Raw genomic sequence first — 17,607 nt, 5'->3', positions numbered from 1 at the left:
AGTATATTTTTATTTCTGTTCCCTGAATAGCCTTTCATTTTAGCTTAATTATCCTATTTTTGTAATATCTAGTTGATTGAAAACAAATGAGGCATCATTTATATCTCACATTTTTATTCTTATTTTTTTTCTCTGTACTTGAAGCTCAGACCTGGAGAAGATTAGGCGGATGGGGCAATCAATTCACAGGAATTGTTTGGGTCAATGAAGAAGTAGGATATATTTCAGGAAATCAGATCATTTTAAAAAGTTTGGACGGTGGATTGAGTTGGTTCGAACAGGAAGCACCGGATAAGGTCAGAATGCTTTCTGTTGATTTTTTTAATGAAACGCTTGGTTTAATGGTAGGAGAAAACGGTAATATTTTCAGGACTACCAACGGTGGGGCCAATTGGCAATTACTTAATATCGGCGCAGACATCAGGCTTAACAAAGTAAAATTCCTCAATGGGACCAGAGCCTATATTGTTGGAGATAATGGGGAAGTTTACAGATCTACCAATGCTGGTCAGACCTGGTCGAAACAAAACGTAGGCACTTTGGATGACTTAAAAAGTCTTTATTTCTTCAACGCGGATACTGGATATGTTACTACCTCAGCAGGAGAAATTATACGGACTTTCAACGGTGGGAATAATTGGAGTATAAAAACAACTGGACAAACAAATGGACTCAATGACACTTATTTTGTCACCTCCCAAGTTGGCTATGCTGTAGGGCAAAAAGGAACTATCATTAAGACTTTAGATGCCGGGGAGACTTGGTCCGAAATTACATCGGGTACAGAAAGAGATTTATTTGCAGTGGCATTCAACCGGTCAAACCCGAATCTAGGAGTAGTAACAGGACAAAACGCCACCTTACTTAGAACTTTGAATGCAGGTACAACTTTCGATGCCATCAATGTCAACAACCAACAGAATTATGTAGATGCAGGTTTTAGGGCAAATGCCAATGTGGTTTTTGCCGTAGGAACCAACGGCTTTTTACTGACTTCCAACAATTCAGGGGGCAGCTGGGGACTTAGGTTATCGGGAAGGGAAATCGATTATCAGGGAACACAATTCAGGACTGCCACCTTAGGCTACATTATTGGGGAGAATGGAAGTTTTTTTGTAACAAGCAATGGAGGAAACTCCCTAGTTGATCGTTCAAGACCACTTTCCAATACTTTCAATGACTTATTTTTTACAACAAATGCATTTGGATATGTATGTGGAAATGGGGGGGTAATTCTGAGGACCACCAATTCAGGGGTAAACTGGTCTTCACTTAATCCGGGGACTAATGTAAACATCAATGGCTTATATTTTTTCAACAACAATTTGGGTTATGCCGTTGGAGACAGCGGTTTTTTAACCAAAACAGAAAATGGAGGGGTGAATTGGGAATCTATTTCAATTGGAAACACCAACTTTAATTTCAGTAAAATCGCTTTTTTCAATGAAGAATCAGGAATTATTATCGGTTCATCCGGTTTTGTGGCAATTCTGGATAACGGGGAATGGAAAAAAATATCCATAAACATTACAGAGGATATAAATGCCATTTCCATTTTAGATGAAAATTCGGCCGTTATCGTCGGTAAGTCAGGAACAATTTTTAAAACTATTGATAAAGGAGTTTCCTGGTCAAGAATCAATCTTGCTTACAATCAGAACTTTAATGATGTGACCTTTTTAGATGAACAGGTGGGATTTGTTGCAGGAGAAAAAGGTCTGATGATTCAGACTAAAGATGGCGGAGAGTCATGGGAACAATTAACGACTGCTACTTTTCAGGATTTTACAGGAATCAGCTTTGGTACTTTAAGCAATGGATTTGCTGTGGGAGAGAACGGAACTTTGTTCAGCTATGATTGTCAGGTTCCTGAACAACCTACCCTTATATTCGGCGAAAACAATGTGTGTCTAAGTCAGCAGGTATATACTGTTCAGGAACCTATTGGCCTGGAAGTGGAGTTTGAATGGAGAGTTGACGGTGGCCGCATTTTAGAAGGACAGGGAAGTAGTAGAATCGTGGTGGAATGGGATATACCTGGAAGGAATGCAGTCTTGGTAAGAGGCAAAAACTTTTGTGGCAACAGTGGTACGACAGGTCTGGAAGTGATTGTATCAACTACTCCTCAAACTATTGGAGAAATTGAAGGCGAAGGGGCGGTATGTGTGAATACGGAGGAAGTTTATGCTGTTCCTGATATACCGGGCACCATATTCGTTTGGGAAGTAATGGGTGGAGAAATATTGGAAGGACAAGGAGAGAGCCAGATTAAAGTAAGGTGGACAGGAACAACCCAATCCAATGTTCAAGTCACTCCAAACAACCCTTGTGGACAGGGCCAGACATTTACTAAAGAAATTGTTGTTCAATCCCCTCCCTCAAAACCATCTGATATTTCAGGTCCGGTAATGGTTGGCTTTACCGAAGAAATCTATGAAATAACCTCAGTACCGGAGGTGAATTTCCAATGGACGATCAGCGGACAGGGCGGAAGAGTTTTGGAAGGTCAGGGAAGTAACAGAATAACTGTAATTTGGGAGAGAGAAGGGGATTTCACTATCACTGTCACACCAATGAACGGCTGCAATGAGGGAGAATCGAATGAACTTTCAGTAAATGTTAATATCATTACTTCCATTGACGAGGAAATCTTCCAGGAAGAAAATATAAAGGTTTATCCAAACCCATCCTCCGGCGATTTTAAAATCAATATACAGGGAATCACCACTATCCAACAAATTCGGATTGTAAATGCATTCGGTCAAACCTTGAACCAGGTCATTCCAGAGATTGGAATTAATGACTACCAATTCCGAAACTTGCCTCAAGGGTATTACAATATCATCATTCAAACCAGGGAAAAAGAATATATCAAAAAAGTATTGGTCAGGTAAAATGGGACTTTCCTTATTTTATTGCCAAGAAAGGATTCCTAAACCGAATGATAAAAATAAAAATTCTTTATTTCCTCATATGCAAAATTTAATTGTGTTTTTATAGAATTTAATCAATGTGATTTTAGTTTTATCAAAATAATATTTTATATCACCACTTGATTATTTCAGGGCTTTTACGGTGATTTACGTCCATAAACCCAAAATTAATGGACAACAGATATTTTCACCCAGAGAGCCTCATGATGTCTCATGGTTATAAGCCAGCTTTATCAGAAGGAGCCATCAAATGCCCAATTTTCCAAACTTCCACATTTGTTTTTAATTCAGCAGAAGAAGGTAAGGCCTTTTTTGAGGTGGCCTATGGTCAAAGGGAAAAAGGACCCAATGAAGAATTAGGGCTGATCTATTCCCGATTAAATAATCCTGATCTTCAAATATTGGAAGAAAGACTTTGTCTTTGGGATGGAGCCGACGAATGTGCTGTCTTTGAAAGCGGTATGTCTGCGATTTCCACAGTCATGTTGGAGTTCCTTAGGCCAGGTGATATTTTATTATATAGCAAACCCGTATATGGAGGAACAGATCACTTCATCAACAAAGTATTGCCTCAATATGGGATTAAAGGAATTGGATTTACCAATACCCAATCTTCGGAAGAAATTATTATGGAAATGAAAACCAAAGGATTGGGACAAAAATTAAAAATGGTATATGTGGAAACTCCGGCAAATCCGACAAATGCACTTTTCGATTTAGATGAATGCAGAAAAATAGCGGATGCATTTTCAAATGAGGAAAATGATATTGTGGTCTGTGTAGACAATACCTATATGGGTCCTTTATGGCAACATCCATTGAAACTTGGGGCTGATTTGGTGGTTTATTCTGCTACAAAATATATAGGGGGGCATTCAGATTTGATTGCAGGTGCTGTTTTGGGCCGATCCAAACATATGAAAAGGGTTAGGACTTTAAGGACATTTTTAGGCAATATGGCCGGACCCTGGACTGGATGGCTTTTGATGAGGAGCCTTGAAACTTTGAAAGTAAGGATGACCCAACAAGCCGAAAACGCAGAGCAAGTCGCTAATTTTTTGTTGAATCACCCAAAAGTTGAAAAGGTCTATTATCTAGGTCATTTGGAGGCCGGAACAAAACAGCATGCCATATTCAAAAAACAATTGTTCAGTGCGGGTGCTATGTTATCTTTTGACATTAAAGGTGGAAAAAAGGAAGCCTTTACCTTTTTAAATCATTTAAAGCTGATAAAACTGGCAGTTTCTTTGGGAAGTACAGAATCTTTGGCCGAGCACCCTGCAACCATGACCCATAGCGATGTCTCAGCGGAAGATAAAGAAACTATGGGAATAAGTGAAAGATTGATTAGGCTATCCATAGGCGTCGAGCATTATTCTGATATTATTTGGGATATTTCCCAAGCCCTGGAGAATTGTTGATTTATAAAAAAACCTCTCATCTAGAAGAGGTTTTTTTATTGGTGTTTTTCTACTTCTTCCCTGATAATTACATATTGAAAAAGATCCCCGATTTTGCCATCTTTAATGTAGGCATGCCTTAAAATAGCTTCTGGCTCAAACCCTGCATTTTCCAAGACTTTCATAGATGCAATATTTGTTTCAAAAACTTGGGAAAAAATCCTTTTCGTTCCGGGAAATTTGTCAAGTGCATATTCAATAAAAAGAATCAAAGCCTCAGTGGCTATCCCTTTGCCCCAAAAAGGCTGCCCAATCCAAAAACCGACCTCCATATTGGTACGCAATTCATCCTTACCTATTTCACAACCAATTGAGCCTGCTAATTTACCCTCATATTCAATTGCAAAATTTTGAGGAGGATTAAACTTTATATTATGCTCTATCCAATGCCTGGCATCATGAATGGTATAAGGAGAAGGAAATCTATCCCTTAGGTTCTTTGCAATATTGGGATTATTGGCCAAAGGATACAGCTGATGGAAATGTCCATCATTCCACGTTACCAAGCTTACATTCTTCTTTCCTTCAATCTTCATTATCCCGTTAAATTAATTCCCTTTTGTGGCATTCAAAGACATTTCCCATTTTTTTACATCTACCAATTTTTAAAATTGGCCAAATTATCAAAGGGAAGAATTTAGTTTATTTTCTATTCCTCTATCCCAGTGGATTTCATTTTTTCAAGATTTTCAGCAAACCTTAAAGCAGAAATAAAATCTTCGATGTTTCCATCCATCACATCAGGAAGATTATAAACAGTTTTATTGATGCGGTGATCTGTTACCCTACTTTGAGGGTAATTATAGGTTCTGATTTTATCCGAACGGTCCCCACTAGCTACCATTGACTTCCGTTGTGCCCCAACTGCCTCATTATGCTTGGCCAATTCGATTTCATATAACCTTGAACGAAGTACTTTCAAAGCTTTTTCAAAATTCTTGATCTGGGATTTTTCATCCTGACAGGTTACCACCAAACCCGTAGGATTATGGGTTAATCTAACTGCAGAATAAGTAGTATTGACTGATTGTCCTCCCGGGCCTGAGGAACAGAAAGTATCTTTTCTGATATCGTTCATATTTATATCCACTTCCACTTCATCCATCTCCGGCAATACTGCTACTGTTGCTGCGGAGGTATGCACTCTTCCTTGGGTTTCAGTAGCAGGAACTCTTTGAACCCGGTGTACTCCCGACTCATATTTGAGCATACCATAGACATCGGCCCCGCTAACAGTGCTTATGATTTCTTTATAGCCCCCCGATGAACCAAAAGTCAAATCAAGGACAGTAAGTTTCCAACCTTGTTTTTCGCAGAATCGCTCATACATCCGAAACAAATCACCGGCAAAGATGGCAGCCTCATCCCCCCCTGTCCCTGCACGGATTTCCAATATACAATCCTTGGAATCATTGGGGTCTTTGGGTATAAGTTGTTGTCTGAGTTGAGATTCAAGTTGTCCTTCCTTTTCCTTAAGTTCATCCAATTCTACTTTCGCCATTTCACGGAAATCCGGATCTTTCTCTTTTTCCAAAATCTCTTTTGTGCTAGCGATATTATCAAGAACCAATTTGTATTCATCATACAAGGCCACGACTTTTTCCAAGTCTTTGTATTCTTTGGTCAATTTGGTGTATTTGCTCATGTCAGACATGGCATCCGGCTGAATGATGAGCTGACCAACTTCAATAAATCTATCTTTTATTGCTTGTAATTTATCAAGCATGATATACGGGGTTTTTTGAAGGGCAAAATTAGTAAAATTATTGAGAATGGATGCCTGTTCAACAAGCCCGGGAAACGCTATTTAAAATGGCTGTCTAAAAATCAATCCTTCGTAAATTGATTACAAAAACCGGTTATTGCAAAATTAAAAATTCCAAATAGCCTTGGTCTTCTCCCTGACTGATTTCCAAACCTTCAACAGTTGAATCAGGTGGACCAACCCTTAACCAGGACTGCATGGCAAGGATAGAATGTAGTTCCCCCTCAATTTCTACAGTAACGGTTCCATCCTCTTCATTTTTAACCCATCCTCTCAACCCCAATTCAATAGCCTTTTGTTGGGTGTTCCTTCTAAAAAAAACACCTTGTACCTTGCCATGCACTTTTATACGCCTGTTCATATTCTGTCGAATAAAACTCTTGGTGAAAATTAAGCTTTAACAAAAATATAAAATCATTTTCAGATTTTAGCAAGGTTTTTATATTCGGTAAATACAATTTTTTTTAGAAAAAAATTATATTCAACTAATTTTTATCTTGACAATATTTAGAATTTGTTATAATTAACGAAGAATGATTTAAATTTGTATATTATTAAGGGTTTTTATCACATATCCTCGTACCATTTTTCTTCAAATGTTGAGTTTACTTGTACATCAGCGGTTAATACCTTGTAAACCATCCAAATGATAGGTAGGGGAGAAATAGAGAAGAAGAACAGGATAATTCCTGTGTTAAGGTTAACCTGGATGGCTGTCACATACACCATCAGAAAGGAGGTGACTAAATATACAGGAAACAAATAGTTTTTCATGATTATCAATTAATTACGTATACTATATAAACTCATACGCCCTCCAATTTGTTACAGGAATATCATGAAAGGATTTCGATTCACCCAATATGTTCCCCCTCAGGATCCTGAGAAGAATACGTTTGAAAATCTATTAAATATTTTCCTTCAGTTGATCACCATGACAGGAGGAGATGTGGCCGAAGCCTTATCCTGGTTAAGCAATTTGGATAAGCGTTATAATCTCACCAATCCAAATTATGGCATTGGGGATTTTATTGAAGATTTAAAAACAAAAGGTTATCTCACTGAAGAAAATCAAAAAGGAGAAATAAAAATCACCTCTAAAGCAGAACAGACTATCCGAAAAAATGCTTTAGAAGAAATCTTTGGTAAACTTAAAAAGGGAAAAGGCGGCAGGCATAAAACCGCACATTCTGGGGAAGGGGAGGAAAGAGGTACCGACAGGAGACCTTATAGTTATGGAGATAACTTGGACCAGATAGCCCTAACAGACTCCATACGCAATGCCCAAGTGAACCATGGATTTACAGAAGATTATCTCTTAACTGAAGATGATCTGGAAGTGGTTGAGACAGAATTCAGAACCCAGACTTCCACAGTATTAATGATAGACATCAGCCATTCTATGATTTTGTATGGTGAGGACCGCATCACTCCTGCTAAAAAAGTAGCCATGGCCCTTGCGGAACTGATCAAAACCAGGTATCCTAAAGATACCCTGGACATTATCGTTTTTGGGAATGATGCCTGGCAAATTGAAATTAAAGATCTTCCTTATTTACAGGTTGGTCCCTACCATACCAATACAGTGGCCGGTTTGGAACTTGCCATGGATTTGCTCAGAAGGAGAAAAAATCCCAATAAGCAGATATTTATGATAACAGATGGTAAACCAACTTGCTTGAAAGTGGGGATCAAATACTATAAAAACGCATTTGGTATAGATAGTAAAATTTTAAGTGAAACACTCAAACTTGCAGCCCAGTGCCGGAAATTGAAAATCCCTGTAACTACCTTTATGATTGCTTCAGATCCCTACCTAAAGGAATTTGTCAAAGAATTCACCAAAGTGAACAATGGCAATGCATATTACAGTAGTTTAAAGGGTTTGGGCAATTTAATTTTTGAAGATTATAGAAGAAACCGAACAAAAAAATTTTAATCATGGAATACGAGAAACTCCCAGGTAAGGAATTATTAAAAATAAAGACCCTTGGTGAACTGAAGACTGCAGGGTATCAGGCACTATCCATCAAAGAGGAACTTCGGAAAAACCTAATAAAAAAAATAAGGAATAAGGAGAGTGTATTTGAAGGGATCTGGGGATATGAGGATACTGTCATACCAGATATTGAAAGGGCAATCCTTTCCAGGCACAACATCAATTTACTCGGTCTTAGAGGTCAGGCTAAAACCAGGATTGCCAGAATGATGACACAATTACTGGATGAATTTATCCCTGTAGTTGAAGGTTCTGAATTGAATGATGACCCTTTAATGCCTTTATCTACCTATTCGAAAGATTTGATCAAAACAAAAGGAGATCACACTCCCATTATCTGGTGGCATAGGGAAGATAGGTACACAGAAAAACTGGCAACTCCTGATGTTTCTGTCGCTGATCTTATTGGAGATGTGGACCCGATCAAGGCTGCAACCATGAAGCTATCCTATAACGATGAGAGAGTCATTCATTATGGTTTGGTACCAAGATCTAACCGTTCCATTTTTGTGATCAATGAATTACCTGACCTGCAAGCAAGAATACAAGTGGCATTGTTCAATATCCTTCAGGAAGGAGACATTCAGATTAGAGGCTTTAAATTGAGATTGCCCCTGGATATACAGTTTGTTTTTACTGCCAATCCAGAGGATTATACCAATAGAGGGTCTATTGTAACCCCTTTAAAAGACCGAATAGAAAGTCAAATTATTACCCATTACCCAAAATCCATTGAAATTGGAAAGCGAATTACATCTCAGGAAGCAAATCTAAATGGTAAACCCATTGAGAGAATTCATGTCCCTGAACTGATGAAGGACTTGATTGAACAGATTGCGGTTGAGGCAAGGAAAAGTGAATATGTAGATGAAAAAAGTGGGGTTTCCGCACGACTGACCATTTCAGCATATGAGAATTTGATCTCTGCGGCTGAAAGAAGAATTTATCTCAACAATGAAGAAAATACCGTTGTCAGGGTTGCCGACCTAATTGGAGTCATCCCTGCGATAACAGGAAAAGTGGAATTGGTTTATGAAGGGGAACAGGAAGGTGCCGGTCTTGTGGCTTACAATTTAATCGGTAAAGCAATCAGAACCATTTTTACTGATTATTTTCCTTCCCCTGAACAAAAAAAGAAAGACAAGGAAGGAAATCCCTATGTATTGCCTTTATCTTGGTTTGGGGAGGGTAATTCCTTAGATATTTTGGCCTCACAATCAGACAAAGAATATAAGTCCTCTTTGTACAAAGTGCCGGGCTTGGAAGAGATTGTAACCAATGGTATAAAAGGTTTGAAGGATAGGGAAAAAGAATTTTTTATGGAATTTCTGCTGCACGGTTTGGCCGAATATAGTCAGTTGAGTAAAAAACTGTTGGATACTGGAATGCAGTTTAAAGACCTCTTTAGCTCAATGTTTGATATGGGTGCATCTGAGGATGATTTTGAAGAGGATGATCTCTGAAAAACTTGGATATTTTAAGATGGCCTTCCTAAATAAAGGGAAGGCTTTTTTATGCGGTTTACATTTTAAAAATTAAATTGGGAAAAGGAAATATTTAAAAAAATGCCAAGTAAAGCCAAGCAAAAATCTTATTTATTTACCCATTGGCACAATATGCGGCATCATTTTTCCCAGTTTTTAAACGCCAGGGAAATGAATGACCTACACCAAATGCGGATCCATATAAAAAAAATTCATGCCCTTGTTATTTTTATAGCTTATTTAAATGAATCCCAGGAGGTTAAGAGAAGTTTCAAACCTGTAAAAACCCTTTTTCGAAAAGCAGGTAAAATAAGGGAACTACAAATCCATTTTGAAAAATTAAAAAAAGAGAATAAAGACAAATCACTTTTAGCGAAAAAATTAAACAAACAAATAGAGGCAGAAACTATTCGCTTCTTGAAAAAAAAGAAAAAATGGATTGATATTGTGCAAAATACCTATCCAAATATCGACTCAAAAATTACCAATTGTCCTGAAGGAAAACTAATTGTGTATTTAAAAACCAGTATTTCAGAAGTTTTCAAATACTTTAACAAAGAAAACTTCCATGAAGCACGAAAAATAATTAAGGTAATATTGAATTTACACACTCTCCTGTCCAAATTCAGTGCGGGCTCATTAAAGCTGAATTTGTCCTACCTGGATGAAATGCAGAATAAAATAGGTAATTGGAATGATTTGGAACAAAGAATAAAAAGATTGAAAAAAAGCCAAAGAAGTAAATCCGAAATTATGGAATTTAAAATCCTTACCAAAGAACTCATCAGATCAAAAAAGGAGTTAAAAAAATCAGTTTATTTAAACACCGTTTCAGTTCAATAAAAAATTCCAATTTAGCTTATAAATTCTCCATGCCTGAGACCAGATTGCCTGAAGCTTTTGAATTAAGGATGAAAAATTTCCTTGGAGAGGACGGTTTCCAAAAATTAGCCGATTCCTTAGAAAAAGAACCAAATACTTCGGTCAGACTAAACCCCTTTAAAAAAGTTCAGCCCGAATTTCTGGATAAGAAAGTCCCTTGGTCAAATTCAGGGTATTTTTTAAAGGAAAGACCCTCCTTCACCTTAGACCCATTATTTCATGCAGGTTGTTATTACGTTCAGGAAGCATCCTCCATGTATATCGATCATATTCTGAACCAAATAAAGGTTCCTGTGGAAGGCGTATTTCTGGATCTTTCTGCAGCTCCTGGAGGAAAGGCTACTTTGTTAAGCAGTTATTTAGGTGGGAATGGATTTTTAGTTGCCAATGAGGTTATCAAATCCCGGGCAAATATCCTTAAGGAAAACATCATTAAATGGGGCTTGGGAAATACATTGGTGACGCAAAATGACCCAGAGCATTTTTCAGGTTTAGAAGGTTTTTTTGATCTAGTCCTTGTGGATGCCCCCTGTTCAGGAGAAGGAATGTTCCGAAAAGACCCTGATGCAAGATCAGAATGGTCTCCCGAAAATGTAAGTTTATGTGCATTAAGGCAGGAAAGAATTTTAGACAGGGCAGGAGGATTGGTCAAAGGCGGTGGTTACCTGTTATACAGTACCTGTACTTTCAACACCCAGGAAAATGAAGAGATGTTGAAATTCATATGTGCTGAATTTGATTATGAGCCGGTGAGAATCTCAAATGATCCCTCATGGGGAATTGTTGAAAGTGAATTGGAAATAGATGGGAAATTCTATTATGGCTACAGATTTTATCCCCATCTTGTTGATGGGGAAGGATTTTTCATTACTGTTTTGAAAAGACCGGAAAAAGCCCCTTCAATGGCCCCAAAAAAAACCAAAGACTTCAAACACCCTTATATTAAATCTATTGGGAACCAGGAATGCCAAAATTTAATCGCAAAACTAGGATTACCCCAAGAAAGCATACTTTACAGCGTTCAGGAAAGTTATTTTTGGTTTAACCCCACATTCCAATATTCTTTTGAATATCTCACCAGGTTTTTGAATATCAGGTATTTTGGAATTGAACTGGGTAAATTCAACAAGAATCAATTTATACCCAATCATGAATGGGCAGTCAGTATTTTTGATAAAAATGGATTTGAAAAATTCGAATTGAACAAAGAACAAGCATTATCATTCCTCAGAAAAGAAGATATTCATCTTCCTGATTTACATGAGGGCTGGATATTGGTGACTTTTAAAGATATTCCTCTTGGTTGGCTCAAGAATCTTGGGAACAGGGTCAATAATTATTATCCCAAAGAGTGGAGAATTAGGAATAAATAATCTTCAAACTTATTGTTCGTCAAACTGGGACAAATCAATTGTTTCACTTTCCAAATAGTGTGGATAGATTTTCAAATGCTGCTTTTTCACTTCCCTGATCAAGGAATTCCTAAACTGATCGATGTTTGTGCCGTCTTGTGCCGCAATGAAAACAGGTGCTATTCCTGTCTTTTTTTCATAAGCCTTGGAAAGTTTATCAAAATCCAGGTAATTACTTTCCTCGATTTCTATATCTGTCATATGCTGCATTTCCTCTTCGCTTGGCATTTTAGGTACTTTATCAATCTTATTGAAAACCAACAGCATGGGTTTATCTCCAGCTCCTATTTCATTCAATGTGTTTTTAACAACCGAAATATGGTCTTCAAAACCGGGATGTGAAATATCTACCACATGGACCAATAAATCAGCCTCCCTTATTTCATCTAATGTGGATTTGAAAGATTCAATAAGATGTGTGGGAAGTTTTCTGATAAAACCAACCGTATCAGAAAGTAAAAATGGTATATTATCTAAAACAACTTTCCTTACTGTAGAATCCACTGTGGCAAAAAGTTTATTTTCTGCCAAAATATTGGATTTGGTCATCAGGTTCATCAAAGTACTTTTCCCCACATTTGTATAGCCCACCAAAGCCACCCTAACAATTCCTTTTCTGCCTTTCCTTTGTGTTGCTCCTTGCTTTTCTATTTCTTTTAATTTGGCCTTCAATAAGGTTATTTTATTCCTAATATCCCTTTTATCAGTTTCAATTTCCTTTTCACCAGCCCCACCTCTTGTACCAGTTCCTCCTCTTTGCCTTTCCAAGTGAGTCCACATTCGGGTCAACCTGGGAAGTAAATATTGATACCTTGCCAGTTCCACCTGAGTTTTAGCCTGAGCAGTCTGAGCGCGGTTTAAAAAAATATCCAATATGAGCAGTGAGCGGTCATATACTTTAATTTTAAGTTCATTTTCGAGGTTACGCATCTGGGAAGGAGAAAGATCGTCATCGAATATGACCATGTCCACCTCAAAATGCTGGACATAGGCAATGATCTCCTCTAATTTACCAGAACCTACAAATGTCCTCATATCAGGTTTTTCTAATCTCTGCGTAAATTTATAGACGGTCTCAGCTCCTAAAGTCTCAGTCAAAAATGCCAATTCATCAAGGTATTCCTCCACTTGTTGTTCGGTCTGTCCTTGGTGAATAATGGCTACCAGAACAGCGGTTTCCTTCTTTGGGGCCGTTTCAAATAATTTTTGGAGTTTTTTGGAATATTTATTCATATAATAACTGAAGCTTGGAAAGTTCCATTTAGTTCCCCTTGATTATGAGGTAAATTTACCAACCTAGAGGGAATTCCTATTATATTTGAAGTTATTATACTATATTATTGACAAAAAAAGTTTAAACCCCATTATCCGTCTCCCTAAATGCACCCTTTAGAACGGAGAATGAAATATGATGTCTTTTTAAATTAGAAATAACTTGAATGCTGTTTTTAACAATTAAATGAAGGGTTCGTTTAAATTATTAACCCAATTTGGCAGAATAACTTAAAATCAAATAAAAAGATTTGCCTAAGAATAAAGAAAGGCTTTTTTTAGACAAAATAAAGGCTACAGAGAAGTAAAGATGGGAATTTTTGATTTTTTCAAAAAACAAGAGAAAGCAGTTCCAGAGGAATTCAGCCTGAAATGGCTTGAAGTGGACATGCATTCCCACTTGATCCCTGGAATCGATGATGGTGCAAAAACCCTAGAGGATTCTGTTTCCCTGATAAAAAGGCTTAAATCATTCGGGTTGAGAAAAATTATTACCACCCCTCATATTATGTCCGAATATTACCGTAATACCCCTGAAATCATCCGCAAGGGTCTTAAGGAAGTAAGATTCGCTTTGGAAAAAGAAGGAATTGATATACATATTGAGGCCGCTGCAGAATATTACATTGATGAAGTTTTTTATGAAAAAATTGAATCTGGGGAGGAATTGCTCACAATAAAAGATAATTACGTCTTAGTAGAAACAGGTTTCATCAATAAGCCCCAAATCATTTTAGAATTGTTTTTTGCAATGGAAATGAATGGGTATCGTCCTATCTTGGCCCATCCCGAAAGGTATCATTACTTAATTCACGACGAAAAACTTTTGCAGGATCTTTTTGATAGGGAAATTTATTTTCAAATTAACCTTTTGTCATTAACAGGGTTCTATTCAAAACCTGTAAAGCACTTTGCAGAATTGCTCATAGATGAAAATAGAGTAAAACTTATGGGTACTGACTGCCACAATCACCGGTATCTTGATATGTTGGAAAGTCTGAATCAATCAAAATATTTCGCCAAGATCCAAAAATTGGACTTGCTCAATCGAACTTTATGAAAATACTCATTACAGGTGCCACTGGTTTATTTGGTAATCATTTGGTGAGAAAATTTGCCATTCATGCGGAAATTCATGCCTTGGTTAGAAAAGATAGCAACAAGGACTTGATATCTGATTATTCTGATCAGATTATATGGCATGAAGGAAGCTTAAATGATGTTGTCTCTTTGGAAGAAGCCCTTAAAGATATGGATATGGTTATCCATGCCGCAGGGCATGTATCATTTGACCCGAAAGAAGATTCAATGTTGATGTCAGTAAATACAGAAGGGACAGCAAATTTGGTCAATTCCATGCTTCAGCAGGGAATAAAGAAATTGATCCATATATCTTCTGTTTCTGCCTTAGGTAGAAGTCCGGAAGTAAAGAGTATAAATGAAACCAATAGATGGACCAAATCTGATTTTAATACACCCTATGCTACTTCCAAATATTTTGCAGACCTTGAAGTTTGGAGAGGGGTACAGGAAGGAATTGATGCTTTAATTGTTTACCCTAGTGTCCTATTGGGAAAAATTTCTGATCAAAGAAGCAGTTCCCAAATTTATAATTACGTTCTTGAAGGCCGGTCTTATTATCCAAAAGGCAGCGTAAACTACATCGATGTAAGGGATGCAGCAGAAATAGTTTGGCAATTATATCAAAAGGGAGTTTGGAATGAAGGCTATATTTTGAACAAAGAAAGTCTACCCTACAAAGTATTTTTTGAGAAAATGTCTGAAGTATTCAATACAAAAGCCCCTCATAAAGAAGTAAAACCTTGGATGCTGAATTTAGTCATAGCAATTTCCTGGATTGGCAAAAAATTGGGTTTGTCAAAAAGCCCACTCAACAAACAGACTGCAATGCTTTCCCAACTTGAGGTGTATATGGATAACAGCAAAGTTCTGGAACTTTTGGATTTTAATTTCAGGCCGCTCGAAGATACCTTCTCCTGGGCAAAAGCGAACGAAATAAACTGACACGCCGTTTATTGATCGAAGGATACCTACAAGTATGGAGAAAAATCTGCCAAAATCATTTAGCCTGGTAAAAAATAATCTCCTAGGGATTTTGATAGAACCATAAATTTGGTATCTTAATTATCAAATAAAATTTAGCCGATGACCGGAGACTTTGAAAACGAATGGGAAGAAGACAGGGAGTTAGTAGAAAGGTTTGAAAACTCGCTAAAATCCAATCTGGATTTATATTTTGAAGAAGAAGAATTAGAAAATATCATCCGGTTTTATTTTGACCAACAGAAGTTTGTCAAAGCGTTAAAAGCCGCCGAATACGCCTTAGGCAAGTTTCCTTACAGCATAGAAATTAAATTATTAAAAGCCAGCTGCCTGATTTTCAATGATGAATTGGATGAAGGGTTAGAGATTCTTGAAAACATCAATAACCTTTCTCCCAATAATGAGGATATCTTACTTGCTTATGCCAATGCTTTGATGATGTCCGGTAATTCAAAGGATGCAATCACCATGTTGGAAGATTTCATTCCTTTGGCAGATGATAAAGCAGAAGTTTTTTACTTATTGGGAAACCTTTACAGGTCAGAAAACGACACCGAAAAGGCCATTTATTATTATAAGGAATGCGTAAAAATCCGGATAAATCATGAGGATGCGCTATTCCAATTGGCCATGATTACTGAAGAAGAGGGTTCCTTCAATGAAATCCTCCAATTTTACCAGGAATTTATTGATCAGGATCCTTACAGTGCCGGTGCTTGGTATAATCTTGGGGTAGTTTACAATAGGCTGGGAAGGTATGAAGAAGCCATCAAAGCCTATGACTATGCATTGATCATTGATGACGCTTTTGCCTCGGCCTATTTTAACCTGGGAAATGCTTACATGAATACCCAGCAATTTGATCTCGCGCTGGAAGCTTATCAAAATACCATCAATTGCGAAGGTGCCAATGCTGAAAACTGTTGTTATTTGGCTGCTGCATATGAAAAATTGGATCAAATTGATCTTGCTTTTAAATATTTCAAAAAATCCGCAAAGTTTGATCCGGAGTATGACGATGCCTGGTTTGGTTTAGGCATGTGTATGCTTAAAAGAGAAAAATTTTTTGAAGCTATACATTATTTCAAGAAAGCCATAAAGCTGAGTGGGGAAAACCCCAATTACTGGGTAGGACTGGCGGATGCTGAATATCAGTTGGGCAACTTACAGGCTAGTGCTGAGGCCTATGAAGAGGCCATCAATCTTGAACCCGGAATTATGGAAACTTACATCAATCTTTCCATCATTTATTTCGATCAAAACAGATTTGAAGAAACAATTGATGTAATGAAAGAAGGTATTGAAGAATTACCTGAGGAATCCGAGCTTTATTACAGAATAGTAGTTTACCTGCTGAAAACAGGGAAATATAAGGAAGCCTTTACATATTTGGAAAATGCATTAACTTTGGACTTTGAGAAACACAAAATCTTGTATGAATTGATGCCTGAGATTAATAAGCAAAAAGCAATATTCAAGATTATCTCACAGTTTAGAGAAGATTCCGCATCTTCTTAAAAGTAATGGTTACTAATTTGAAATTCCAGCAGGATGAATTACGTTCTTAAGAATCTGCCTTTACGTACTGAAAAGCCACGTAATAATGGCTTTACTATGGTTATGGACAAAGGCCTTAGTTTAAGAGAGGTTGAAAATTTTGTGAGTGCCAATAGTGATTTTGTAGATATTGTTAAATTAGGATGGGCTACTTCCTACCTGACAAAAAACTTGGGAGAAAAAATCCAGATTTATAAAGATTCCGGGATTCCAGTTTATTTTGGGGGCACTTTATTTGAAGCCTTTGTAATACGGGATCAATTTGATGATTACAGAAGGGTCTTGGAAAAATATGATTTGAATTTTGCAGAAGTTTCTGATGGATCAATCAGCATGCCCCATGATCAAAAATGTGAATTTATTCGGGTTCTCTCTCAGGATGTGACTGTACTTTCGGAAGTTGGGTCCAAAGATGCTGCTAAAATCATTCCTCCTTACAAATGGATTGAACAGATGCAAAAAGAATTGGATGCAGGTTCATGGAAGGTAATTGGAGAAGCAAGAGAGGGAGGTACTGTGGGTCTATTCAGGGATTCAGGAGAAGTCCGACAAGGTTTGGTAGAAGAAATATTGACCAAAATCCCAGAAGAAAAAATAATTTGGGAAGCTCCCCAGAAAGAACAACAGGTTTGGTTTGTTAAGTTATTAGGAGCCAACGTGAACCTTGGAAATATAGCTCCTAATGAGTTAATCCCATTGGAAACCATTCGGCTGGGTTTAAGAGGAGATACTTTTGATCATTTTCTCGGAGATCATAAATTTTAGAAACTCAATATTCT

15 protein-coding genes are annotated in these 17,607 nt (G+C 37.3%); 10 read left to right on the top strand and 5 right to left on the bottom strand.

What is annotated here, in order from left to right:
• Positions 1–86: 86 nt before the first annotated feature.
• Positions 87–2,894: a YCF48-related protein gene (locus ACFSKV_RS00185; protein ID WP_380799475.1), complete on the top strand. Its 2,808-nt coding sequence runs from the start codon at positions 87–89 to the stop codon at positions 2,892–2,894.
• Positions 2,895–3,103: 209 nt separating this feature from the next.
• A complete protein-coding gene (locus ACFSKV_RS00180; RefSeq protein WP_380799474.1) occupies positions 3,104–4,354 on the top strand; it encodes a cystathionine gamma-synthase family protein in 1,251 nt (416 codons plus the stop codon).
• Positions 4,355–4,389: 35 nt separating this feature from the next.
• Here ACFSKV_RS00180 and ACFSKV_RS00175 read toward each other — a convergent pair whose 3' ends face one another.
• The 4 genes from ACFSKV_RS00175 to ACFSKV_RS00160 all read right to left on the bottom strand — a co-directional run bounded on the left by ACFSKV_RS00175 (position 4,390) and on the right by ACFSKV_RS00160 (position 6,932).
• On the bottom strand, positions 4,390–4,929 hold the full coding sequence (locus ACFSKV_RS00175) for a GNAT family N-acetyltransferase (protein ID WP_380799472.1): 540 nt from the start codon (positions 4,927–4,929) through the stop codon (positions 4,390–4,392).
• Positions 4,930–5,042: 113 nt separating this feature from the next.
• Positions 5,043–6,119, bottom strand: coding sequence for a peptide chain release factor 1 (prfA, locus tag ACFSKV_RS00170; protein WP_380799471.1), 1,077 nt, complete (start codon positions 6,117–6,119; stop codon positions 5,043–5,045).
• A 133-nt stretch (positions 6,120–6,252) separates the two neighbouring features.
• Complete coding sequence (locus ACFSKV_RS00165) at positions 6,253–6,519, bottom strand: acylphosphatase (RefSeq protein WP_380799470.1); 267 nt, start codon at positions 6,517–6,519, stop codon at positions 6,253–6,255.
• A gap of 206 nt (positions 6,520–6,725) precedes the next feature.
• Entirely contained in the window at positions 6,726–6,932 is a 207-nt protein-coding gene (locus ACFSKV_RS00160) for a hypothetical protein (RefSeq protein WP_380799468.1), read from the bottom strand.
• Positions 6,933–6,996: 64 nt separating this feature from the next.
• Here ACFSKV_RS00160 and ACFSKV_RS00155 point away from each other — a divergent pair, with 64 nt between their 5' ends.
• From ACFSKV_RS00155 to ACFSKV_RS00140, 4 genes are all read left to right on the top strand, one after another.
• Complete coding sequence (locus ACFSKV_RS00155) at positions 6,997–8,097, top strand: vWA domain-containing protein (RefSeq protein ID WP_380799467.1); 1,101 nt, start codon at positions 6,997–6,999, stop codon at positions 8,095–8,097.
• A gap of 2 nt (positions 8,098–8,099) precedes the next feature.
• Positions 8,100–9,620, top strand: coding sequence for a magnesium chelatase (locus tag ACFSKV_RS00150; protein ID WP_380799466.1), 1,521 nt, complete (start codon positions 8,100–8,102; stop codon positions 9,618–9,620).
• A 102-nt stretch (positions 9,621–9,722) separates the two neighbouring features.
• Positions 9,723–10,484, top strand: a complete 762-nt coding sequence (locus tag ACFSKV_RS00145) for a CHAD domain-containing protein (RefSeq protein WP_380799465.1) — start codon at positions 9,723–9,725, stop codon at positions 10,482–10,484.
• 29 nt (positions 10,485–10,513) lie between these two features.
• Positions 10,514–11,896 carry a methyltransferase RsmF C-terminal domain-like protein gene (locus tag ACFSKV_RS00140; protein WP_380799464.1) on the top strand — a complete coding sequence of 461 codons (1,383 nt, stop codon included), beginning with the start codon at positions 10,514–10,516 and terminating at the stop codon, positions 11,894–11,896.
• 9 nt (positions 11,897–11,905) lie between these two features.
• On the opposite strand, the gene hflX is transcribed toward ACFSKV_RS00140, so the two are convergent.
• The gene (hflX, locus tag ACFSKV_RS00135; protein ID WP_380799463.1) at positions 11,906–13,168 is read right to left on the bottom strand and encodes a GTPase HflX; all 1,263 of its coding nucleotides are present in this window, start codon (positions 13,166–13,168) and stop codon (positions 11,906–11,908) included.
• A gap of 349 nt (positions 13,169–13,517) precedes the next feature.
• Here hflX and ACFSKV_RS00130 point away from each other — a divergent pair, with 349 nt between their 5' ends.
• The 4 genes from ACFSKV_RS00130 to ACFSKV_RS00115 all read left to right on the top strand — a co-directional run bounded on the left by ACFSKV_RS00130 (position 13,518) and on the right by ACFSKV_RS00115 (position 17,593).
• Positions 13,518–14,267 (top strand): tyrosine-protein phosphatase, encoded by a 750-nt coding sequence (locus tag ACFSKV_RS00130; protein WP_380799462.1) that lies wholly within the window; start codon positions 13,518–13,520, stop codon positions 14,265–14,267.
• Positions 14,264–15,232, top strand: a complete 969-nt coding sequence (locus ACFSKV_RS00125; RefSeq protein ID WP_380799461.1) for an NAD-dependent epimerase/dehydratase family protein — start codon at positions 14,264–14,266, stop codon at positions 15,230–15,232. The genes ACFSKV_RS00130 and ACFSKV_RS00125 overlap by 4 nt, the downstream gene beginning before the upstream one ends.
• A 141-nt stretch (positions 15,233–15,373) precedes the next feature.
• On the top strand, positions 15,374–16,789 hold the full coding sequence (locus ACFSKV_RS00120) for a tetratricopeptide repeat protein (RefSeq protein WP_380799459.1): 1,416 nt from the start codon (positions 15,374–15,376) through the stop codon (positions 16,787–16,789).
• Positions 16,790–16,822: 33 nt separating this feature from the next.
• Positions 16,823–17,593, top strand: a complete 771-nt coding sequence (locus tag ACFSKV_RS00115) for a phosphosulfolactate synthase (RefSeq protein WP_380799457.1) — start codon at positions 16,823–16,825, stop codon at positions 17,591–17,593.
• The last annotated feature ends 14 nt before the right edge of the window (positions 17,594–17,607 follow it).

Origin of the sequence: Shivajiella indica, assembly GCF_042683085.1 — a bacterium.
In the GTDB taxonomy this organism is placed as follows: domain Bacteria; phylum Bacteroidota; class Bacteroidia; order Cytophagales; family Cyclobacteriaceae; genus Shivajiella; species Shivajiella indica.
The sequence above is the reverse complement of the archived record's forward strand: the minus strand, read 5'-3'. Positions and strand labels throughout refer to the sequence as shown.

Excerpts from the sequence above, each read along its gene's own strand:
- ACFSKV_RS00120 (WP_380799459.1), top strand. The coding sequence starts at position 15,374 with ATGACCGGAGACTTTGAAAACGAATGGGAAGAAGACAGGGAGTTAGTA.
- ACFSKV_RS00180 (WP_380799474.1), top strand. The coding sequence starts at position 3,104 with ATGGACAACAGATATTTTCACCCAGAGAGCCTCATGATGTCTCATGGT.
- ACFSKV_RS00130 (WP_380799462.1), top strand. The coding sequence starts at position 13,518 with ATGGGAATTTTTGATTTTTTCAAAAAACAAGAGAAAGCAGTTCCAGAG.
- hflX (WP_380799463.1), bottom strand. The coding sequence starts at position 13,168 with ATGAATAAATATTCCAAAAAACTCCAAAAATTATTTGAAACGGCCCCA.
- ACFSKV_RS00140 (WP_380799464.1), top strand. The coding sequence starts at position 10,514 with ATGCCTGAGACCAGATTGCCTGAAGCTTTTGAATTAAGGATGAAAAAT.
- ACFSKV_RS00175 (WP_380799472.1), bottom strand. The coding sequence starts at position 4,929 with ATGAAGATTGAAGGAAAGAAGAATGTAAGCTTGGTAACGTGGAATGAT.
- prfA (WP_380799471.1), bottom strand. The coding sequence starts at position 6,119 with ATGCTTGATAAATTACAAGCAATAAAAGATAGATTTATTGAAGTTGGT.
- ACFSKV_RS00155 (WP_380799467.1), top strand. The coding sequence starts at position 6,997 with ATGAAAGGATTTCGATTCACCCAATATGTTCCCCCTCAGGATCCTGAG.
- ACFSKV_RS00160 (WP_380799468.1), bottom strand. The coding sequence starts at position 6,932 with ATGAAAAACTATTTGTTTCCTGTATATTTAGTCACCTCCTTTCTGATG.
- ACFSKV_RS00145 (WP_380799465.1), top strand. The coding sequence starts at position 9,723 with ATGCCAAGTAAAGCCAAGCAAAAATCTTATTTATTTACCCATTGGCAC.
- ACFSKV_RS00150 (WP_380799466.1), top strand. The coding sequence starts at position 8,100 with ATGGAATACGAGAAACTCCCAGGTAAGGAATTATTAAAAATAAAGACC.
- ACFSKV_RS00115 (WP_380799457.1), top strand. The coding sequence starts at position 16,823 with ATGAATTACGTTCTTAAGAATCTGCCTTTACGTACTGAAAAGCCACGT.
- ACFSKV_RS00165 (WP_380799470.1), bottom strand. The coding sequence starts at position 6,519 with ATGAACAGGCGTATAAAAGTGCATGGCAAGGTACAAGGTGTTTTTTTT.
- ACFSKV_RS00125 (WP_380799461.1), top strand. The coding sequence starts at position 14,264 with ATGAAAATACTCATTACAGGTGCCACTGGTTTATTTGGTAATCATTTG.
- ACFSKV_RS00185 (WP_380799475.1), top strand. The coding sequence starts at position 87 with ATGAGGCATCATTTATATCTCACATTTTTATTCTTATTTTTTTTCTCT.